At 49.3% G+C, this 19,876-nt stretch carries 19 protein-coding genes, 1 tRNA gene and 2 pseudogenes; 14 read left to right on the top strand and 8 right to left on the bottom strand.

The features are described from left to right. The first annotated feature begins 379 nt into the window (after positions 1-379). Both C7B16_RS17045 and dcm read left to right on the top strand, forming a co-directional pair. Positions 380-1,099 (top strand): Eco47II family restriction endonuclease, encoded by a 720-nt coding sequence (locus C7B16_RS17045; RefSeq protein ID WP_016249526.1) that lies wholly within the window; start codon positions 380-382, stop codon positions 1,097-1,099. Positions 1,100-1,179: 80 nt separating this feature from the next. Continuing rightward, a complete protein-coding gene (gene dcm, locus C7B16_RS17050; protein WP_024193624.1) occupies positions 1,180-2,412 on the top strand; it encodes a DNA (cytosine-5-)-methyltransferase in 1,233 nt (410 codons plus the stop codon). Positions 2,413-2,500: 88 nt separating this feature from the next. On the opposite strand, the pseudogene C7B16_RS17055 reads toward dcm, so the two are convergent. After that, positions 2,501-2,792: pseudogene (locus C7B16_RS17055) on the bottom strand (hypothetical protein); the annotation flags it as partial. Positions 2,793-3,080: 288 nt separating this feature from the next. Beyond that, positions 3,081-3,165 (bottom strand) — tRNA-Leu (locus tag C7B16_RS17060). A 195-nt stretch (positions 3,166-3,360) separates the two neighbouring features. Here C7B16_RS17060 and C7B16_RS17065 point away from each other — a divergent pair. After that, positions 3,361-3,588: pseudogene (locus C7B16_RS17065) on the top strand (alcohol dehydrogenase catalytic domain-containing protein); the annotation flags it as partial. A 157-nt stretch (positions 3,589-3,745) separates the two neighbouring features. Further along, the gene (locus tag C7B16_RS17070; RefSeq protein WP_001294846.1) at positions 3,746-5,248 is read left to right on the top strand and encodes a helicase HerA-like C-terminal domain-containing protein; all 1,503 of its coding nucleotides are present in this window, start codon (positions 3,746-3,748) and stop codon (positions 5,246-5,248) included. A gap of 150 nt (positions 5,249-5,398) precedes the next feature. Here the strand turns inward: C7B16_RS17070 and lptG are convergent, their stop codons facing one another. From lptG to ytgA, 3 genes are all read right to left on the bottom strand, one after another. Next, the gene (gene lptG, locus C7B16_RS17075; RefSeq protein WP_001182249.1) at positions 5,399-6,481 is read right to left on the bottom strand and encodes an LPS export ABC transporter permease LptG; all 1,083 of its coding nucleotides are present in this window, start codon (positions 6,479-6,481) and stop codon (positions 5,399-5,401) included. Continuing rightward, positions 6,481-7,581 carry an LPS export ABC transporter permease LptF gene (gene lptF, locus C7B16_RS17080; RefSeq protein WP_000584138.1) on the bottom strand — a complete coding sequence of 367 codons (1,101 nt, stop codon included), beginning with the start codon at positions 7,579-7,581 and terminating at the stop codon, positions 6,481-6,483. The genes lptG and lptF overlap by 1 nt, the downstream gene beginning before the upstream one ends. A gap of 62 nt (positions 7,582-7,643) precedes the next feature. Then, positions 7,644-7,694 (bottom strand): protein YtgA, encoded by a 51-nt coding sequence (gene ytgA / locus C7B16_RS25045; protein WP_211180521.1) that lies wholly within the window; start codon positions 7,692-7,694, stop codon positions 7,644-7,646. A gap of 153 nt (positions 7,695-7,847) precedes the next feature. Between ytgA and pepA the strand changes: the two genes are divergently transcribed. The 3 genes from pepA (at position 7,848) to valS (ending at position 13,016) form a co-directional block, all read left to right on the top strand. Beyond that, positions 7,848-9,359: a leucyl aminopeptidase gene (gene pepA / locus C7B16_RS17085; RefSeq protein WP_107179938.1), complete on the top strand. Its 1,512-nt coding sequence runs from the start codon at positions 7,848-7,850 to the stop codon at positions 9,357-9,359. Between the two features lie 358 nt (positions 9,360-9,717). Then, on the top strand, positions 9,718-10,161 hold the full coding sequence (holC, locus tag C7B16_RS17090) for a DNA polymerase III subunit chi (protein WP_000786399.1): 444 nt from the start codon (positions 9,718-9,720) through the stop codon (positions 10,159-10,161). Next, positions 10,161-13,016, top strand: coding sequence for a valine--tRNA ligase (gene valS, locus C7B16_RS17095; protein ID WP_001517658.1), 2,856 nt, complete (start codon positions 10,161-10,163; stop codon positions 13,014-13,016). The genes holC and valS overlap by 1 nt, the downstream gene beginning before the upstream one ends. A gap of 46 nt (positions 13,017-13,062) precedes the next feature. On the opposite strand, the gene C7B16_RS17100 is transcribed toward valS, so the two are convergent. Next, positions 13,063-14,250, bottom strand: a complete 1,188-nt coding sequence (locus tag C7B16_RS17100) for a YjgN family protein (RefSeq protein ID WP_001014712.1) — start codon at positions 14,248-14,250, stop codon at positions 13,063-13,065. 192 nt (positions 14,251-14,442) lie between these two features. Between C7B16_RS17100 and C7B16_RS17105 the strand changes: the two genes are divergently transcribed. Further along, positions 14,443-14,946 carry a GNAT family N-acetyltransferase gene (locus C7B16_RS17105; RefSeq protein ID WP_001468314.1) on the top strand — a complete coding sequence of 168 codons (504 nt, stop codon included), beginning with the start codon at positions 14,443-14,445 and terminating at the stop codon, positions 14,944-14,946. 45 nt (positions 14,947-14,991) lie between these two features. Here the strand turns inward: C7B16_RS17105 and rraB are convergent, their stop codons facing one another. Next, positions 14,992-15,408, bottom strand: coding sequence for a ribonuclease E inhibitor RraB (gene rraB / locus C7B16_RS17110; RefSeq protein WP_000002962.1), 417 nt, complete (start codon positions 15,406-15,408; stop codon positions 14,992-14,994). Positions 15,409-15,568: 160 nt separating this feature from the next. On the opposite strand from rraB, the gene argF reads away from it, so the two are divergent. Beyond that, positions 15,569-16,573: an ornithine carbamoyltransferase gene (argF, locus tag C7B16_RS17115; protein ID WP_107179939.1), complete on the top strand. Its 1,005-nt coding sequence runs from the start codon at positions 15,569-15,571 to the stop codon at positions 16,571-16,573. Between the two features lie 45 nt (positions 16,574-16,618). Here argF and tabA read toward each other — a convergent pair whose 3' ends face one another. Then, a complete protein-coding gene (tabA, locus tag C7B16_RS17120; RefSeq protein ID WP_000583473.1) occupies positions 16,619-17,071 on the bottom strand; it encodes a toxin-antitoxin biofilm protein TabA in 453 nt (150 codons plus the stop codon). A gap of 262 nt (positions 17,072-17,333) precedes the next feature. Here tabA and pyrL point away from each other — a divergent pair, with 262 nt between their 5' ends. The 5 genes from pyrL to C7B16_RS17145 all read left to right on the top strand — a co-directional run bounded on the left by pyrL (position 17,334) and on the right by C7B16_RS17145 (position 19,862). Continuing rightward, positions 17,334-17,468: a pyr operon leader peptide gene (gene pyrL / locus C7B16_RS17125; protein ID WP_032141493.1), complete on the top strand. Its 135-nt coding sequence runs from the start codon at positions 17,334-17,336 to the stop codon at positions 17,466-17,468. Between the two features lie 3 nt (positions 17,469-17,471). Next, complete coding sequence (pyrB, locus tag C7B16_RS17130) at positions 17,472-18,407, top strand: aspartate carbamoyltransferase (protein ID WP_000013036.1); 936 nt, start codon at positions 17,472-17,474, stop codon at positions 18,405-18,407. 12 nt (positions 18,408-18,419) lie between these two features. Continuing rightward, a complete protein-coding gene (gene pyrI / locus C7B16_RS17135; protein WP_000148581.1) occupies positions 18,420-18,881 on the top strand; it encodes an aspartate carbamoyltransferase regulatory subunit in 462 nt (153 codons plus the stop codon). Positions 18,882-18,953: 72 nt separating this feature from the next. Continuing rightward, a complete protein-coding gene (locus C7B16_RS17140) occupies positions 18,954-19,340 on the top strand; it encodes an enamine/imine deaminase (protein ID WP_000047542.1) in 387 nt (128 codons plus the stop codon). Between the two features lie 66 nt (positions 19,341-19,406). Beyond that, entirely contained in the window at positions 19,407-19,862 is a 456-nt protein-coding gene (locus C7B16_RS17145; protein ID WP_001029764.1) for a transposase, read from the top strand. Positions 19,863-19,876 lie beyond the last annotated feature (14 nt).

A 19,876-nucleotide genomic window follows, 5' to 3' on the forward strand; every position in this document is an offset into this window, starting at 1 on the left:
CTATATCGTTGGATATTACAGCGCACTAAGACCGCACGAATATAACGGTGGATTACCCCCAAACGAATCGGAAAATCGATACTGGAAAAACTCTAACTCGGTGGCCAGTTTTTGTTGACCACTTCAGCCACTACAATCCCCTATCCCCGTAACATATTGCTCGAATCCTCAGCACAAGCCATTCAGATCACACCACAACCCCCCCTCTCTTTAAGTGCTCATTGATCGTTTTAATCTATGTCTGTAATCGTTATGATTAGAAAACTTGCTCCAGTGTCGTTTTTGAGAGCTGTCGTGTAATTAGCCGTAACCACAATAGTTCCCAAAGGTTATTACGCGAAAAATTTATTGAATTATAAAGAATGATGGAGATACAACTATGTCATTACTTGAATATATCAGTGATGAAGATCTTTTTAACGAAGTTGAAACCTTATTAACGAAAGCTAAAAAGAAAAAAGACGCCGCTGAGAAGACTTTTACCAGCAATGTGATTGACCCTTTTGGCGCACTTTTTGAAGCTCCAGGGTTCTCATCCCATGAAGAGTGGCGAAACTCCGAACTCGCACGACAACGACAGAAAACCATTCAAAATCATGTTGGTACTTTTCACCAAAAAATCCTCGGCCATGTTGAAGGATGGCGGGATATGGGGATTGGTGGCATCGTTGATCTTCTCAATGAAGAGAGAAGAATCATCGCTGAGGTGAAAAATAAATACTCAACGGTTACTGGCGGGGATTTAGCAGATAAGTATAAAGGTTTAGATGAGTTAGTATCACCGAAACATAGCCGATTTAAGGATTACTGCGCGTACTTTGTTAATATAATCCCTCGTAAACCTATCAGATATGACATCCCTTTTACCCCTTCCAATAAAGGTAGCGGTACTCTGTGTCCTTCGAACCCTAAAATTCGAATCATTGATGGTGCGAGCTTCTATGAACTTGTCACAGGCAGACCAGATGCTCTACAAGAACTCCATAGTGCTCTTCCTCACGCAATTGAGTATATTTTGAGCGAGCGTCTTGGGCAGCAAGGCTTTTCCATCCCTGATAAAGATAGTTTTATTAAGTATTTTGGGCTCGCTTACGGCTGATAACCATGATCAACGTTTGACAAAGTACATGTAAACTCATACAGTAGTAACCATGACTAATGTTGGCATGGTTACTAAATATGTTAAAGGAAGAATTTTCACTTTCAGAAGTTGCAGACATTTTGGGTGTTTCAAAAGAAACTTTAAGGCGTTGGGATACTGCTGGAAAATTAGTTTCTCAAAGAAATGACGAAAACAACTATCGATTTTATAAAAAAGAGCAACTTAAAAATTTTGAACAAGCTCAGTTTTTATTTAAAAGCCAGTGGTCTGATGAGACTAAAATTAGCAATAATGTTTATACTGTATTAGAGTTATTTGCTGGCGCAGGGGGGATGGCTTTAGGTTTGGAAAAAGCAGGTTTAAAATCTGTTTTACTAAATGAAATTGACTCCCATGCTTGTAAGACGTTACGAAAAAATAGGCCTGAATGGAATGTGGTTGAAGGCGATGTGAGCCAAGTAGACTTCACTCCTTATAGGAATACCGTTGATGTGCTGGCTGGTGGCTTTCCTTGCCAGGCATTCTCTTATGCAGGCAAAAAACTTGGTTTTGAAGACACACGGGGCACCCTTTTCTTTGAATTCGCCCGGGCAGCTAAAGAAGTCAATCCGAAAGTTCTTTTAGCAGAGAATGTTCGAGGGTTGCTAAATCATGATGATGGGCGAACTTTAGAAACAATAAAAAATATTATCACAGACTTGGGCTACACTTTATTTGAGCCAAGAGTACTTAAGGCTATTTTCTACAAAGTGCCGCAAAAACGAGAGCGTTTGATCATTGTAGCTGTAAGAAATGATCTTGCTGATGGCATCGATTATGAGTGGCCTTCTTCTTACAATAAAATATTAACCCTTAAAGATGCATTAAAAAAGGGAGACTTGTACGATAGCGACGTGCCAGAATCTGAGGGACAAAAATATCCCAAAAGAAAAGCAGAGATCCTAAGTATGGTTCCTCCCGGTGGCTATTGGAGAGATCTTCCAGAAGATATTCAAAAAGAATACATGCTCAAGAGTTTTTACTTAGGAGGGGGCAAAACTGGTATGGCTCGTCGCTTGTCATGGGATGAACCAAGCCTAACATTAACATGCGCCCCAGCACAGAAACAAACAGAGCGTTGCCACCCAGAAGAAACAAGACCATTAACTGTGCGTGAGTATGCAAGAATACAGACCTTCCCCGATGACTGGGTATTTGAAGGCCCAATGTCAGCGAAATATAAGCAAATAGGAAATGCTGTTCCTGTTAATCTGTCATTTGCTGTTGGCAAATCTGTGGTACATCTTTTAGATAAGATAAATAAAAGATAACCATACAGGGTAGGTTTCGTGGCCTACCCTTTTATTCTTACCCTATGTTGGATTCATTAGATTTATTACAAAATAATTCTTACGATACATATCCCCTCTCCGCATCATTAGCAGAACGATGTACTACAGCACGTTGGTGCCTGGTTCGATAGCAATGATCCGGCACACGGCAGAAATGAGGCGCTGCGGTTTACCTATTGCATCACAATGGCGATATCGATAATTCTAAAGGAAGACACGGACTGCTGCCACATCAGTACGGCGCAGCTCCAGCCACCGGAACCATTCAACAGGAAACGATACACATCTTCGAATACAGCGACATTTGTAATCTGTTCAGGCAGCGGCATGTTGCCGGGGTATTCCAGATAGCCCCGTATCGCTTTTATTAATAGTTCACTATCCGGTAGTTTATAAGCTTTTACTCAGACCTTGCCGAACGAACTTTCACATCACTCAGAGCCACAATGAATATCCTTTCAGAGGGTTCGTGTGAGAACAAATATTATCTAACCGGGAAATACCAGCAGAGGCACTCGCCATCAATAAGTTAATGTAGATTAAAGTTGGCTGACTTAGGTTACGTGAAAAAGCGAGGAAAGCCTTACGGATACTAGATTTTATATACAAAAAAAGCCGCCCTTGAGCGACTCGATTTGCATACGGTATGGTGCCGAAGGCCGGACTCGAACCGGCACGTATTTCTACGGTTGATTTTGAATCAACTGCGTCTACCGATTTCGCCACTTCGGCACTGAAGAGGTATGCGGAAAACGTTGTGGATTATACCTGTCACGCGCCGCCATGCAAGCGTCAGCTTGCACCCACCTTGCTAAGTGCTGAAAATTTCAGCACCATTCTCAGTAATGTGTAACCTTTGTCACACTCCAGGCCTCCCGCCCGACCATGCTCTACACTTCCCGGGAAATATCAGAGAAGGGCAAAAGCATGTCGATGATAAAAAGCTATGCTGCAAAAGAGGCTGGCGGGGAACTGGAGCTCTATGAGTACGATCCCGGTGAACTGAAGCCACAAGACGGCGAAGTACAGGTGGATTACTGCGGGATTTGCCATTCTGGCCTGTCGATGCTCGACAACAAGTGGGGATTCTCACAGTACCCACTGGTTGCCTGTCATGAAGTGATTGGTCGCGTGGTTGCGCTGGGTAGCGCCGCGTAAGATAAAGGTTTGCAAATCAGTCAGCGTGTCGACCTCTGATCGCTCTGCCGGGTCACTTCTACCGGCCTTTAAGATATCTCGCAATCGGCTGAATTTAGTGGTGAAAAGCGCTCAACCGTGTCTATACTCCAGGCAGGGAACTGGAGGAAATCTCATGAGCGAACCGCGTTTAATTGCCCGCACGCCGGACACAGAACTGTTTTTACTACCCGCTATGGCTAACCGTCACGGACTGATTACTGGCGCAACAGGGACAGGTAAAACTGTCACGCTGCAAAAACTGGCGGAATCTCTGTCAGAAATCGGCGTTCCGGTATTTATGGCCGATGTAAAAGGTGATTTGACCGGGGTTGCGGCAGAAGGTACTACCTCGGAAAAACTGCTCGCTCGGTTGAAAAATATCGGCGTCAACGACTGGCAGCCACATGCGAATCCAGTCGTTGTGTGGGATATTTTTGGTGAGAAAGGTCATCCAGTACGGGCAACGGTCTCGGATCTGGGACCGCTGTTGCTTGCACGGCTGTTAAATCTCAACGACGTGCAATCCGGCGTGCTGAATATCATCTTCCGTATTGCCGACGATCAGGGACTATTGTTACTCGACTTTAAAGATCTCCGGGCGATTACCCAATATATCGGTGATAACGCCAAATCATTCCAGAATCAGTACGGTAATATCAGTAGCGCATCGGTTGGCGCCATCCAGCGCGGATTACTGACGCTGGAACAGCAAGGGGCGACGCATTTCTTTGGTGAGCCGATGCTGGATATCAAAGACTGGATGCGTACCGATGCTAACGGTAAAGGTGTTATCAATATTCTTAGCGCCGAAAAGCTCTACCAGATGCCAAAACTGTACGCCGCCAGCCTGCTGTGGATGCTTTCTGAGTTGTATGAGCAACTGCCAGAAGCAGGCGATTTGGATAAACCGAAACTGGTATTTTTCTTCGACGAAGCGCATCTGCTGTTCAACGATGCACCGCAGGTGTTGCTGGATAAGATTGAACAGGTAATAAGACTTATCCGCTCGAAAGGTGTGGGCGTCTGGTTTGTTTCGCAAAACCCGTCTGATATCCCTGACAACGTGCTTGGGCAGTTGGGAAATCGCGTTCAGCACGCTCTGCGCGCCTTCACGCCGAAAGACCAGAAAGCGGTGAAGACGGCGGCGCAAACCATGCGTCCCAATCCGGCATTTGATACGGAAAAGGCGATTCAGGAACTAGGAACCGGCGAAGCGTTGATCTCTTTTCTGGATGCGAAAGGAAGTCCTTCTGTGGTAGAGCGTGCGATGGTAATCGCGCCTTGTTCACGGATGGGGCCGGTAACGGAAGATGAGCGTAACGGCCTGATTAATCACTCTCCGGTGTATGGCAAGTATGAAGATGACGTAGACCGGGAATCCGCCTATGAGATGCTGCAAAAAGGTGTGCAGGCCAGTACCGAACAGCAAAATAACCCTCCTGCCAAAGGGAAAGAGATAAGTGAAGATGACGGTATTCTGGGTGGGTTGAAGGATATTTTGTTTGGCACTACCGGACCGCGCGGCGGGAAGAAAGATGGCGTGGTACAGACTATGGCGAAAAGCGCCGCCCGTCAGGTGACGAACCAGATTATACGCGGGGTGCTGGGGAGTTTGCTGGGGGGAAGAAGAAGGTAAGTCAGGTGCGATTTATCTTCGCCTGATGCGACGCTGGCGCGTCTTATCAGGCCTACGCCACTGCAATATATTGATTTTTCAGGCATGAACGAAACACACTTTGCTGACAATAATAAAGGGAGCTTATGCTCCCTTTATTCGTTCATCAAGTTACGATTTTCTCATTAACAGCCACAGGCTGATTAAGAAGAAGCTGGCGCTTGGCAACAGTGCGCCGATGATCGGCGGGATACCGTAAACCAGCGTCAGTGGGCCGAAGATCTGATCCAGCACGTAGAACACAAAGCCGAAGCTAATACCGGTGACCACGCGTACCCCCATCGGCACGCTGCGCAGTGGACCGAAGATGAACGACAGCGCCATCAACATCATCACCGCGACAGAAAGCGGCTGGAAGATTTTGCTCCACATATTGAGCTGATAACGTCCGGCGTCCTGGCCACTCGACTTCAGATACTTCACGTAGTTGTGTAAACCACTAATGGAGAGAGCATCCGGATCCAGCGCTACAACGCCCAGTTTGTCCGGCGTGAGGTTGGTTTTCCAGGTGCCGCTCACGGTCTGCGAACCGGTTATCTGTTTGGGATTGGTCAGGTCAGATTCATCAACCTGCGAGAGACGCCAGACTTTATGTTCCGGGTCAAACTTCGCGGAAGCAGCATAGCGAACGGATTGCAGACGACGATTCTCGTTGAAGGCATAAATACTGATGCCACCTAACTCTTCATCGCCTTTTACTCGTTCAATATAGACAAAGTTGTCGCCATCTTTCGCCCATAAACCTTGCTGGGTAGAGAGCAACGAGCCGCCGTACATCGCCTGCGCACGGTAGTTACGCGCCATCTGTTCGCCCTGCGGCGCGACCCACTCGCCAATCGCCATGGTCAACAAGACCAGTGGAATGGCGGTTTTCATCACTGACAGCGCCACCTGCATACGGGTAAAACCAGAAGCCTGCATCACCACCAGTTCGCTGCGTTGTGCCAGCATCCCCAGTCCGAGCAACGCGCCCAGCAAGGCCGCCATCGGGAAGAAGATTTGCACATCTTTCGGCACGCTCAGCAGGGTATACATCCCCGCGCCTAACGCGTCGTAGCTCCCCTGCCCGGCTTTTTTCAACTGATCGACAAACTTGATAATGCCGGAAAGCGACACCAGCATGAACAGCGTCATCATGATGGTGGTGAAAATAGTTTTACCGATATAGCGGTCAAGTACACCAAAGGGTTGCATTATACCGCTCCTTTACGCGTAAAACTGGCGCGCAGACGGCGGACCGGCACCGTATCCCAAAGGTTGAGAACAATCGCCAAAGCCAGATAAATCAGGTTTACGGTCCACATCCACAGCGTCGGGTCCAACTTACCTTTACCGCCGTTCGATTTCAGCGAGGTCTGGATCAGGAAGAAAAGCAGATACAGCAACATGGCCGGTAGCATCGACAGGACACGTCCCTGACGCGGGTTAACCACGCTCAGAGGCACAACCATGAGCGCCATCATAAACACGGTGAATACCAGAGTGATACGCCAGTTCAGTTCCGCGCGGGCACGATCGGTGTCAGTGTTCCACAATGTGCGCATGTCCATCTGATCAGTATCGTTCGGGTCCAGCGCTACCGCCTGATGACCGATGATCGCCTGATAATCCTGGAAGTCCGTAATGCGGAAATCACGCAGCAGTGCAGTGCCTTCGAAGCGCGTTCCCTGATTGAGGGTCACGACCTGAGAGCCATCTCGCAACTGAGTTAAATGTCCGGAATCGGCCACCACCACGGAAGGACGCGCATTACCTTTTGGTCGAATTTGCGCGAGGAACACATCTTTGAAATCGCTACCGTCAACACTTTCGATGAACAGCACCGAGCTGCCATTCGTCGCTTGCTGGAACTGACCTTGCGCCAGCGCCGCCATGCCGGGGTTAGCTTTCGCTTCCGCTAACACTTCATCCTGATGGCGCGATGACCACGGTCCTGCCCACATAACGTTAACCGCCGCGACAATCGCCGTGAATACCGCGAGAACCATCGCCGCTTTGACCAGAACCGCTTTGCTCAGGCCACAGGCATGCATTACCGTAATTTCACTTTCGGTATACAGTTTACCCAACGTCATCAGCAGCCCGAGGAACAGGCTTAATGGCAGGATAAGCTGCGCCATTTCCGGCACGCCCAACCCAAGAAGGGAGAGCACCAGGTTCGCCGGAATGTCGCCGTCAACCGCCGCGCCGAGGATCCTCACTAACTTTTGACAGAAGAAGATCAAAAGCAAGATGAAGAGTATCGCCAACTGGCTTTTGAGCGTCTCCCGAACCAGATATCTTATGATTATCACTTTAAATACGCCCGTAAAAACTCGTCTTTTGCAGGATTTTAGCTTGTTTCATGGCTTAAACGTCATTTATTCTCTTGAGTCGTCGAAATCGTCGCTAAGATAATTATACTCAACGGATTCGCCCCTCAGATTTTGTTCTGACGTGCCAATGCCGTAATAACGTTAAGATTAACACGAAGTCATCGCAACAGCGGACATGAGTTACGAAAGCTTGCAATTCTATCTGTAGCCACCGCCGTTGTCTTTAAGATTCAGGAGCGTAGTGCATGGAGTTTAGTGTAAAAAGCGGTAGCCCGGAGAAACAGCGGAGTGCCTGCATCGTCGTGGGCGTCTTCGAACCACGTCGCCTTTCTCCGATTGCAGAACAGCTCGATAAGATCAGTGATGGGTACATCAGCGCCCTGCTACGCCGGGGCGAACTGGAAGGAAAACCGGGGCAGACCCTGTTGCTGCACCATGTGCCAAATGTGCTCTCCGAGCGCATCCTCCTTATTGGTTGTGGCAAAGAACGTGAGCTGGATGAGCGCCAGTATAAGCAGGTTATTCAGAAAACCATTAATACACTGAATGATACTGGCTCAATGGAAGCGGTCTGCTTCCTGACTGAACTGCACGTCAAAGGCCGCAATAACTACTGGAAAGTGCGTCAGGCTGTCGAGACGGCAAAAGAGACGCTATACAGTTTTGATCAACTAAAAACGAATAAGACCGAGCCGCGTCGTCCGCTGCGTAAAATGGTGTTCAACGTACCGACTCGCCGTGAACTTACCAGTGGTGAGCGTGCGATCCAGCACGGTCTGGCGATTGCCGCAGGGATCAAAGCGGCGAAAGATCTCGGCAATATGCCGCCAAATATCTGTAACGCCGCCTACCTCGCCTCCCAGGCACGCCAGTTGGCTGACAGCTACAGCAAAAATGTCATCACCCGCGTTATCGGTGAACAGCAGATGAAAAAGCTGGGGATGCACTCCTATCTGGCGGTTGGTCAGGGTTCGCAGAACGAATCGCTGATGTCGGTGATTGAGTACAAAGGCAACGCGTCGGAAGATGCGAGCCCAATCGTGCTGGTCGGTAAAGGCTTAACCTTCGACTCCGGCGGTATCTCGATCAAGCCTTCCGAAGGCATGGATGAGATGAAGTACGATATGTGCGGCGCGGCGGCAGTTTACGGCGTGATGCGTATGGTCGCGGAGCTGCAACTGCCGATTAATGTTATCGGCGTGCTGGCAGGCTGCGAAAACATGCCTGGCGGTCGTGCCTATCGTCCGGGCGATGTGTTAACCACCATGTCCGGTCAAACCGTTGAAGTGCTGAATACCGACGCTGAAGGCCGTCTGGTGCTGTGCGATGTGTTAACTTATGTTGAGCGTTTTGAGCCAGAGGCGGTGATTGACGTGGCGACGTTGACGGGTGCTTGTGTGATCGCGCTGGGCCATCATATCACTGGCCTGATGGCGAACCACAACCCGCTGGCTCATGAGCTGATTGCCGCGTCTGAACAGTCTGGCGACCGCGCATGGCGTTTACCGCTGGGTGACGAGTACCAGGAACAGTTGGAGTCCAATTTTGCCGATATGGCGAACATTGGCGGGCGTCCTGGCGGGGCGATTACCGCAGGCTGTTTCCTGTCGCGCTTTACGCGTAAGTACAACTGGGCACACCTGGATATCGCGGGTACTGCGTGGCGTTCTGGTAAAGCAAAAGGCGCAACCGGCCGTCCGGTGGCGTTGCTGGCACAGTTCCTGTTGAACCGCGCCGGGTTTAACGGCGAAGAGTGATTGCATCAAGAATTATTGTTCTTGCCGGATGCGGCGTGAACGCCTTATCCGACCTACACACAGCACTGAACTCGTAGGCCTGATAAGACGCGACAGCGGCGCATCAGGCAATGTTGTTATTGTCGGATGCGGCGTGAACGCCTTATCCGGCCTACACGCAGCACTGAACTCGTAGGCCTGATAAGACGCGACAGCGGCGCATCAGGCAATGTTGTTATTGTCGGATGCGGCGTGAACGCCTTATCCGACCTACACACAGCACCGAACTTGTAGGCCTGATAAGACGCGACAGCGGCGCATCAGGCAATGCGGTGTATTACCTGATGCATATTTAAATCCACCACAAGAAGCCCCATATATGAAAAACGCAACGTTCTACCTTCTGGACAATGACACCACCGTTGATGGCTTAAGCGCCGTTGAGCAACTGGTGTGTGAAATTGCCGCAGAACGTTGGCGCAGCGGTAAGCGCGTGCTCATCGCCTGTGAAGATGAAAAACAGGCTTACCGGCTGGACGAAGCCCTGTGGGCGCGTCCGGCAGAAAGTTTTGTTCCGCACAATTTAGCGGGAGAAGGACCGCGCGGCGGTGCGCCAGTGGAGATCGCCTGGCCGCAAAAACGTAGCAGCAGCCCGCGCGATATATTGATTAGTCTGCGAACAAGCTTTGCAGATTTTGCCACCGCTTTCACAGAAGTGGTAGACTTCGTCCCTTATGAAGATTCTCTGAAACAACTGGCGCGCGAACGCTATAAAGCCTACCGCGTGGCTGGTTTCAACCTGAATACGGCAACCTGGAAATAATGGAAAAGACATACAACCCACAAGATATCGAACAGCCGCTTTACGAGCACTGGGAAAAGCAGGGCTACTTTAAGCCTAATGGCGATGAAAGCCAGGAAAGTTTCTGCATCATGATCCCGCCGCCGAACGTCACCGGCAGTTTGCATATGGGTCACGCCTTCCAGCAAACCATCATGGATACCATGATCCGCTATCAGCGCATGCAGGGTAAAAATACCCTGTGGCAGGTCGGTACTGACCACGCCGGGATCGCTACCCAGATGGTCGTTGAGCGCAAGATTGCCGCAGAAGAAGGTAAAACCCGTCACGACTATGGCCGCGAAGCCTTCATCGATAAAATCTGGGAATGGAAAGCGGAATCCGGCGGCACCATTACTCGTCAGATGCGTCGTCTCGGCAACTCCGTCGACTGGGAGCGTGAGCGCTTCACTATGGATGAAGGGCTTTCCAATGCGGTGAAAGAAGTTTTCGTTCGTCTGTATAAAGAAGACCTGATTTACCGTGGCAAACGCCTGGTCAACTGGGACCCGAAACTGCGCACCGCTATCTCTGACCTGGAAGTGGAAAACCGCGAATCGAAAGGTTCGATGTGGCACATCCGCTATCCGCTGGCTGACGGCGCGAAAACCGCAGACGGTAAAGATTATCTGGTCGTCGCGACCACCCGCCCGGAAACTCTGCTGGGCGATACCGGCGTCGCTGTTAACCCGGAAGATCCGCGTTACAAAGATCTGATTGGCAAATATGTCATTCTTCCGCTGGTGAACCGTCGTATTCCTATCGTTGGCGACGAACACGCCGACATGGAAAAAGGCACTGGCTGCGTGAAGATCACTCCGGCGCACGACTTTAACGACTATGAAGTAGGTAAACGCCACGCTCTGCCGATGATCAACATCCTGACCTTTGACGGTGATATCCGTGAAAGCGCCCAGGTGTTCGATACCAAAGGTAACGAATCTGACGTTTATTCCAGCGAGATCCCGGCAGAATTCCAGAAACTGGAGCGTTTTGCTGCACGCAAAGCGATCGTTGCTGCCGTTGATGCCCTCGGCCTGCTGGAAGAGATTAAACCGCACGACCTGACTGTTCCTTACGGCGACCGTGGCGGCGTAGTTATCGAACCGATGCTGACCGACCAGTGGTATGTACGTGCCGATGTACTGGCGAAACCGGCAGTTGAAGCGGTTGAGAACGGCGACATTCAGTTCGTACCGAAGCAGTACGAAAACATGTACTTCTCCTGGATGCGTGATATTCAGGACTGGTGTATCTCTCGTCAACTGTGGTGGGGTCACCGCATTCCGGCATGGTACGACGACGCGGGTAACGTTTATGTTGGCCGCAACGAAGATGAAGTGCGCAAGGAAAATAACCTTGCCGCCGACGTCGCTCTGCGTCAGGACGAAGACGTTCTCGATACCTGGTTCTCCTCTGCGCTGTGGACCTTCTCTACTCTTGGCTGGCCGGAAAACACCGACGCCCTGCGTCAGTTCCACCCGACCAGTGTGATGGTATCTGGCTTCGACATCATCTTCTTCTGGATTGCCCGCATGATCATGATGACCATGCATTTCATCAAAGATGAAAATGGCAAGCCGCAGGTGCCGTTCCACACCGTTTACATGACCGGTCTGATTCGTGATGACGAAGGCCAGAAGATGTCCAAATCCAAGGGTAACGTGATTGACCCGCTGGATATGGTCGACGGTATTTCGCTGCCAGAACTGCTGGAAAAACGTACCGGCAATATGATGCAGCCACAACTGGCGGATAAAATCCGTAAGCGCACCGAGAAGCAGTTCCCGAACGGTATTGAGCCGCACGGTACTGACGCCCTGCGCTTCACCCTGGCGGCGCTGGCTTCTACCGGTCGTGACATCAACTGGGATATGAAGCGTCTGGAAGGTTACCGTAACTTCTGTAACAAACTGTGGAACGCCAGCCGCTTTGTGCTGATGAACACTGAAGGTCAGGATTGCGGCTTTAACGGCGGCGAAATGACCCTGTCACTGGCAGACCGCTGGATCCTGGCGGAGTTCAACCAGACCATCAAAGCGTACCGCGAAGCGCTGGATAGCTTCCGCTTCGATATCGCCGCAGGCATTTTGTATGAGTTCACCTGGAACCAGTTCTGCGACTGGTATCTGGAGCTGACCAAGCCGGTAATGAACGGTGGAACTGAAGCCGAACTGCGTGGTACTCGCCATACGCTGGTGACCGTGCTGGAAGGTCTGCTGCGCCTCGCGCATCCGATCATTCCGTTCATCACCGAAACCATCTGGCAGCGAGTGAAAGTACTGTGCGGCATCACTGCCGACACCATCATGCTGCAACCGTTCCCGCAGTACGATGCGTCTCAGGTTGATGAGGCGGCGCTGGCTGACACCGAGTGGCTGAAACAGGCGATCATTGCGGTGCGTAACATCCGCGCGGAAATGAACATCGCACCGGGCAAACCGCTGGAGCTTCTGCTGCGTGGTTGCAGTGCGGATGCAGAGCGTCGCGTAAATGAAAACCGTGGCTTCCTGCAAACACTGGCGCGTCTGGAAAGCATCACTGTGCTGCCTGCCGATGACAAAGGTCCGGTTTCCGTTACTAAGATCGTCGACGGTGCTGAGCTGCTGATCCCGATGGCTGGCCTCATCAATAAAGAAGATGAGCTGGCGCGTCTGGCAAAAGAAGTGGCGAAGATCGAAGGCGAAATCAGCCGCATCGAGAACAAGCTGGCGAACGAAGGCTTTGTATCCCGCGCACCGGAAGCGGTTATCGCGAAAGAGCGTGAGAAGCTGGAAGGTTATGCGGAAGCGAAAGCGAAACTGATTGAACAGCAGGCGGTTATCGCCGCGCTGTAATACCCACCGTGAAAACGAAGGCCGGAGCATGCTCCGGCCTTTTTATTTAGATAAACGGAACATACGGCATAATACCGCGAGATATCCACATTAACGGCCCGCTATCCTGCGGTTTGTCATCATTGGTTAATTCCAGCGAATCAAGGTCACCCTGAACATGGGTATTATTGGCAATCCAGCCAACCATCCACATTTTCAGCCAGGGATAAGCCAGTCCACAGGTGATTGAAGCCCCCATTAATATCGCAAACATGCGCAGAAGCATACCGAAGGTGGTAACAGACGAATGGAAATGAATTGTTCCATTTGCCAGTGTCAGATTATTCAGAAACAGACCGCGTAACGTGGCATAGAGATAACTGGCAAAAACAAGAATCGCCACAAAATACAGGAAATAGGAAGCCATAATCTGCGGGTAATATTGCAATATAAGATCACTACCCGCACCAGCCCGCCCTAACATAGTCATCATCATTAATTGCTGAAATACTGGCGCAATCATAATACCAATGACAATGATGAAAGGAACCATGGTTAATATTGCGAGCATACATCCTTTAATGCATTCTTTTACGTTTACCTTAATAGAGAACTGATGAGTGCCAAAGGTCGCGTTATTACCCAGCAACGGCATCCATTTGCTATAGGTAATACCGTGGACAACACCCAATCCGACGGCTGAAAGTAAACTTAACACCACTAAATTAAAGACTAATCCTCCTATTGATGTCATAACTTGCGCAATAAGGTATAGCGCTAACCAAAAAGCTAACGCCAACAGAACAGGCAGACCTAACATCACCCACCATGCACGGAGCATGGAGCAGTTAAAGCCAAAGCGAATACCATTCAGTGAGGTCATGTTCGCCTGATATTGCAGACTCTTCACTGCCATGCAAGGAATACCGCAGATCAAGAGGGCAAACAGGAAAAAACCAAGCACAAAGTGTTGGCCTGAAAAACAAAAAATACTGAAAAAATAAACGATCATAATAAGTAACATGCTAACAAAAATGGCACCACCTGTTCCCTTATAACTAAATGGTTGCCCCTTGAGTGTCACATGTTGATAAATATAACGACGGCATTTCACTAATGCCCACGGCCCATATATTCCCAGCGTAATAATTGTCAGTAAAAAATTCACAAGACAAATAAGAAAATACTCACCACCCTTGCCTGTAAAAACAAATGCGTGACGAGGATTATCTTTCCCGACGTTTACACCATTCATGAACTATATCCCTAAAATAAATTCCATTCATACAGATAATAAATCCAGTACAATAATACTGGTACGCCTAGAATACGCCTTCTCAAAGAGATATATGCTTAATATTTTCTGATTTATCTTCTTCTTGCACCGCATAAGCGAGGGTGGTATTAAAGTGAGCTATAAATCATACATTTGAAATTGAGCTATGCTATGAATGTTGTCGCTTCTCCCGCGCTCCGTTTGCGCAAACTTACCGCCACCGATAATCCTGCTATTGCCAGTGTCATCCGCCAGGTGTCCGCAGAGTACGGTCTGACCGCTGATAAAGGCTATACCGTTGCCGATCCCAATCTCGACGAGCTGTATCAAATGTACAGTCAGCCTGGCCATGCGTATTGGGTGGTTGAATACCACGGCGAAGTGGTCGGCGGCGGCGGAATTGCACCATTAACCGGAAGTGAGTCAGACATTTGCGAATTACAAAAAATGTATTTTCTTCCTGCTATTCGCGGCAAAGGGCTGGCAAAAAAACTGGCCTTAATGGCGATGGAGCAGGCGCGAGAAATGGGCTTCAAACGCTGCTATCTGGAAACAACCGCTTTTTTGAAAGAAGCGATTGGTTTGTATGAACATTTAGGTTTTCAACATATCGACTATGCGCTTGGCTGCACGGGCCATGTCGATTGTGAAGTGCGGATGCTGCGCGAACTGTAAAAAAATGCCCGCTAGTGTGTGCTATCGGGCATTTTAATCAATTAATTAATGGCGAACACCGTCATCATCTTCGTCGACAAAATCTTCATCGTCGCCTTCTTCACCGTTAGGATCTTCAAAGTAAGTCCCCCAACCGTCGTATTCAACGTCGAATTTCTCTGCCAGGTTCATCAATTGCTCAACCTGAGCATCGATCAGATCGGCATTCAACGCGCATTCGCTGATGATGTCACAGCAAATCACGATATCACCCTCTTCAACTTCCAGCTCTTCTGGATCAGTCACTTCATAGCCGAGTTTAAATGCTTCAACCGCCGCTTTTTCCAGGGTTTCCAGATCGTCTGCGGAAAGGTGATGCTCGATGGTGTACAGCGCGTCTGGATCGCTACCATCTTCCAGTAATTCTTCAATAATCAAACGCGTTTCTTCACGCTGTTCTTCCAGTTGTTCCGGGTTTGCCATGGCTTATTCCTCTTAATGTCCTGCCGATACTCTTATTGTCACACACCACTGACATTGCCTCCACCTTTGTGATAAAGATTTATGCCTCAGGCTTGCAAATAAATATTCACCCATATAAATTGAATTTTAATTCATTAGGCATTAGCCACAGGAGGGATCTATGTCCGGGTTTTATCATAAGCATTTCCTGAAATTACTCGATTTCACACCCGCTGAAATCAACAGCCTGCTTCAGTTAGCCGCGAAGCTGAAAGCCGATAAGAAAAACGGTACTGAAGAAGCCAGACTCACGGGTAAAAACATCGCGCTCATCTTCGAAAAAGACTCGACACGTACCCGATGCTCTTTCGAAGTTGCCGCATATGACCAGGGCGCTCGCGTCACTTATCTCGGCCCCAGCGGCAGCCAGATTGGTCATAAAGAGTCGATTAAAGATACTGCCCGCGTGCTTGGACGCATATATGACGGTATTCAGTATCGCGGCTATGGTCAGGAGATCGTCGAAACGCTGGCAGAATACGCTGGCGTGCCGGTCTGGAACGGGCTGACCAATGAATTCCATCCAACGCAGTTGCTGGCAGATCTGCTGACCATGCAAGAATATTTACCGGGTAAAGCGTTCAATGAAATGACGCTGGTCTACGCCGGAGATGCCCGCAACAACATGGGCAATTCGATGCTGGAAGCTGCTGCGCTGACTGGCCTGGATTTACGCCTGGTGGCACCGCAGGCGTGCTGGCCAGAAGCCTCGCTGGTTGCGGAATGTCGCGCGCTGGCACAACAGAACGGCGGGAATATTACACTGACAGAAGATATCGCGGCAGGCGTTAAAGGCGCAGACTTTATCTATACCGATGTGTGGGTGTCGATGGGGGAAGCGAAAGAGAAATGGGCAGAACGTATTGCACTGCTGCGTGATTATCAGGTAAACAGCAAAATGATGCAGTTGACGGGTAATCCCGAAGTCAAATTCCTGCACTGTCTGCCCGCATTTCATGACGATCAAACCACGCTTGGCAAGAAAATGGCAGAAGAATTTGGCCTGCATGGTGGGATGGAAGTGACGGATGAGGTCTTCGAATCTGCCGCCAGCATTGTTTTTGATCAGGCGGAAAACCGTATGCATACCATCAAAGCAGTGATGGTCGCGACGCTTGCCAAATAACACCAGTACCGGAGGCGGCGTAACGTCGCCACCGGTATAATCCGCTTATACCATCTGCATCTTCACAACCGCTTTGCGAACCCTGGCTGGCTCGCCCACTGCGCACAGTGGCTTGTGCACTTCACCCGGATAGAACACGACAAAGTCCCCTTCATTGAGGATGACGGTCTTCTCTTCAACGCCTTCCGGCAAAAAGGCGATGTCTTTATCTGCTAACCAGTCAGTATCCGGTGTACCCGCAGGTTGCGTGCTAAAGGTCATGCCCTCCTGCCCTTTTAACACAATTTGAATGTCGAGATAGCGAGCATGATACTCTGCGCGACGCGCTTCATACGGCTCGGTCATATCTTCAGAGATAAGATAAAACAGACGGTTGCCTTCGATATCGTGCTTACCCTTTGGCGTTTCTGCCGTAACGTGCGCTTTAATATGCTCAATCGCCTGGCGTAACTCTTCCGGCAACCATTGCTGGAGATTATGAATATTTCCGATGATCATTTCTTTCCTTTCCTCAATTAAAACATTGTTTCATTTCTCTTGTTATACGTAATTCCTTATAGCCATACCAGTATTTTTTGCCGCCTGATTGCGCCAGCGCATATTTTCCTGCCCGTTCCCGCGCCATCCCACCTTATGTTATAAATTCAAATTTAAAGCATATAAATTCACAACAATCGTTTACCTGGGGAATTTTTTGCATTAATCGCTTGATCCCACTTTCTGGCTGAGTATAATGCCGGACAATTTGCCGGGAGGATGTATGGTTCAGTGTGTTCGACATTTTGTCTTACCGCGTCTGAAAAAAGACGCTGGCCTGCCGTTTTTCTTCCCGTTGATCACCTATTCCCAGCCCCTCAATCGAGGGGCTTTTTTTTGCCCAGGCGTCAGGAGATAAAAGATGGCTAATCCGCTATATCAAAAACATATCATTTCCATAAACGACCTTAGTCGCGATGACCTTAATCTGGTGCTGGCGACAGCGGCGAAACTGAAAGCAAACCCGCAACCAGAGTTGTTGAAACATAAAGTGATTGCCAGTTGCTTCTTCGAAGCATCAACCCGCACCCGCCTCTCTTTCGAAACCTCGATGCACCGCCTGGGTGCCAGCGTGGTGGGATTCTCCGACAGCGCCAACACGTCATTGGGTAAAAAAGGGGAAACGCTGGCCGATACCATTTCAGTTATTAGTACCTATGTCGATGCGATTGTGATGCGCCACCCGCAGGAAGGTGCGGCGCGCCTGGCCACCGAGTTTTCCGGCAATGTACCGGTACTGAATGCCGGTGATGGTTCCAACCAACATCCGACGCAAACCTTGCTGGATCTGTTCACGATTAAGGAAACTCAGGGGCGTCTGGACAATCTCCACGTCGCAATGGTCGGTGACCTGAAATATGGCCGTACCGTGCACTCTCTGACCCAGGCGCTGGCAAAATTCGACGGCAACCGTTTTTACTTCATCGCCCCGGATGCGTTGGCAATGCCGCAATACATTCTGGATATGCTCGATGAAAAAGGTATCGCCTGGAGTCTGCATAGCGCCATCGAAGAAGTGATGGCGGAAGTGGATATTCTGTATATGACCCGCGTGCAAAAAGAGCGCCTGGATCCGTCTGAATACGCCAACGTGAAAGCGCAGTTTGTCCTGCGCGCCAGCGATCTCCACAACGCCAAAGCCAATATGAAAGTACTGCATCCGCTGCCGCGCGTTGATGAGATTGCGACAGATGTTGATAAAACGCCGCACGCCTGGTACTTCCAGCAGGCAGGTAACGGAATTTTCGCTCGCCAGGCGTTACTGGCACTGGTTCTGAATCGCGATCTGGTACTGTAAGGGGAAATAGAGATGACACACGATAATAAATTGCAGGTTGAAGCTATTAAACGCGGCACGGTAATTGACCATATCCCCGCCCAGATCGGTTTTAAGCTGTTGAGTCTGTTCAAGCTGACCGAAACGGATCAGCGCATCACCATTGGTCTGAACCTGCCTTCTGGCGAGATGGGGCGCAAGGATCTGATCAAAATCGAAAATACCTTTTTGAGTGAAGATCAGGTAGACCAACTGGCATTGTATGCACCGCAAGCCACGGTAAACCGTATCGACAACTATGAAGTGGTTGGCAAATCGCGCCCCAGCCTGCCGGAGCGCATCGACAATGTGCTGGTCTGCCCGAACAGCAACTGTATCAGCCATGCCGAACCGGTTTCTTCCAGCTTTGCAGTGAGAAAACGCGCCAATGATATCGCGCTCAAATGCAAATACTGCGAAAAAGAGTTTTCCCATAATGTGGTGCTGGCCAATTAATTGCGGTTGGTAATAAAAGTCTGGCTCCCTATAATGAGCCAGACTTTTTACCGCTGTAATAAAGGAGAAATCATGAGCAAAACTATCGCGACGGAAAATGCACCCGCAGCTATCGGTCCGTATGTTCAGGGCGTTGATCTGGGCAGTATGATCATCACCTCCGGTCAGATCCCGGTAAACCCGAAAACGGGCGAAGTTCCGGCAGACGTAGCCGCACAGGCGCGTCAGTCTCTGGATAACGTAAAAGCGATCGTGGAAGCGGCTGGCCTGAAAGTGGGCGATATCGTTAAAACCACCGTTTTTGTAAAAGATCTGAACGACTTCGCAACCGTAAATGCCACTTACGAAGCGTTCTTCACCGAGCACAATGCCACCTTCCCGGCACGTTCTTGCGTTGAAGTTGCCCGTCTGCCGAAAGACGTGAAGATTGAGATCGAAGCGATCGCTGTTCGTCGCTAATCTCTTTCAAAAAGATAATCCAGGTTTCGCGCCTGGATTATCTGATTCAACCACGGAGGGTTGAAGATGGCTAAAGCCCGTTTCACTGATGAACAAATTGCTGAAATTTTACAGCAGTCAAAAAAGGGTGCACCTAATAAGGATTTATGTGAACACTATCAATTTAGTGTTAGTACGTTGCGGCGCTGGCAAGAACAGCACGCAGAAGGCGTAAGAAGTGAATTAAAAAAAATAGAATCCAAAGCGCAAATCGTCTTTCTGCTTTTCTTTGCTGTCTCCATTATACTCACGCTTATATTTGGCAAGCCTACAGGTGGATGGGTAATACCGCCTTTATTACTTTATTGTGTTTATTATATCCGCCTGTATCGCAACATCTCCTCCAGACACATTAAAAAAGAAGACATCTATCTCTCTCGTTCGGTAAATAAAAGCTATAGCGCCCTTTATAATTTGAGCTGGACGTTTATTTGTTTTTTTATTTTTGCAGTAATCTATTTTTTTGTGCAGATTTTTTCGTAGGTGACTGACCTGAA

It is taken from the genome of Escherichia sp. 20412-1, from assembly GCF_003027595.1.
In the GTDB taxonomy this organism is placed as follows: Bacteria; Pseudomonadota; Gammaproteobacteria; order Enterobacterales; family Enterobacteriaceae; genus Escherichia; species Escherichia marmotae.

Excerpts from the sequence above, each read along its gene's own strand:
- C7B16_RS17100 (WP_001014712.1), bottom strand. The coding sequence starts at position 14,250 with ATGAATGGTGTAAACGTCGGGAAAGATAATCCTCGTCACGCATTTGTT.
- C7B16_RS17145 (WP_001029764.1), top strand. The coding sequence starts at position 19,407 with ATGGCTAAAGCCCGTTTCACTGATGAACAAATTGCTGAAATTTTACAG.
- C7B16_RS17105 (WP_001468314.1), top strand. The coding sequence starts at position 14,443 with ATGAATGTTGTCGCTTCTCCCGCGCTCCGTTTGCGCAAACTTACCGCC.
- tabA (WP_000583473.1), bottom strand. The coding sequence starts at position 17,071 with ATGATCATCGGAAATATTCATAATCTCCAGCAATGGTTGCCGGAAGAG.
- pepA (WP_107179938.1), top strand. The coding sequence starts at position 7,848 with ATGGAGTTTAGTGTAAAAAGCGGTAGCCCGGAGAAACAGCGGAGTGCC.
- C7B16_RS17140 (WP_000047542.1), top strand. The coding sequence starts at position 18,954 with ATGAGCAAAACTATCGCGACGGAAAATGCACCCGCAGCTATCGGTCCG.
- pyrI (WP_000148581.1), top strand. The coding sequence starts at position 18,420 with ATGACACACGATAATAAATTGCAGGTTGAAGCTATTAAACGCGGCACG.
- holC (WP_000786399.1), top strand. The coding sequence starts at position 9,718 with ATGAAAAACGCAACGTTCTACCTTCTGGACAATGACACCACCGTTGAT.
- C7B16_RS17070 (WP_001294846.1), top strand. The coding sequence starts at position 3,746 with ATGAGCGAACCGCGTTTAATTGCCCGCACGCCGGACACAGAACTGTTT.
- pyrL (WP_032141493.1), top strand. The coding sequence starts at position 17,334 with ATGGTTCAGTGTGTTCGACATTTTGTCTTACCGCGTCTGAAAAAAGAC.
- rraB (WP_000002962.1), bottom strand. The coding sequence starts at position 15,408 with ATGGCAAACCCGGAACAACTGGAAGAACAGCGTGAAGAAACGCGTTTG.
- C7B16_RS17045 (WP_016249526.1), top strand. The coding sequence starts at position 380 with ATGTCATTACTTGAATATATCAGTGATGAAGATCTTTTTAACGAAGTT.
- argF (WP_107179939.1), top strand. The coding sequence starts at position 15,569 with ATGTCCGGGTTTTATCATAAGCATTTCCTGAAATTACTCGATTTCACA.
- dcm (WP_024193624.1), top strand. The coding sequence starts at position 1,180 with ATGTTAAAGGAAGAATTTTCACTTTCAGAAGTTGCAGACATTTTGGGT.
- pyrB (WP_000013036.1), top strand. The coding sequence starts at position 17,472 with ATGGCTAATCCGCTATATCAAAAACATATCATTTCCATAAACGACCTT.
- valS (WP_001517658.1), top strand. The coding sequence starts at position 10,161 with ATGGAAAAGACATACAACCCACAAGATATCGAACAGCCGCTTTACGAG.
- lptG (WP_001182249.1), bottom strand. The coding sequence starts at position 6,481 with ATGCAACCCTTTGGTGTACTTGACCGCTATATCGGTAAAACTATTTTC.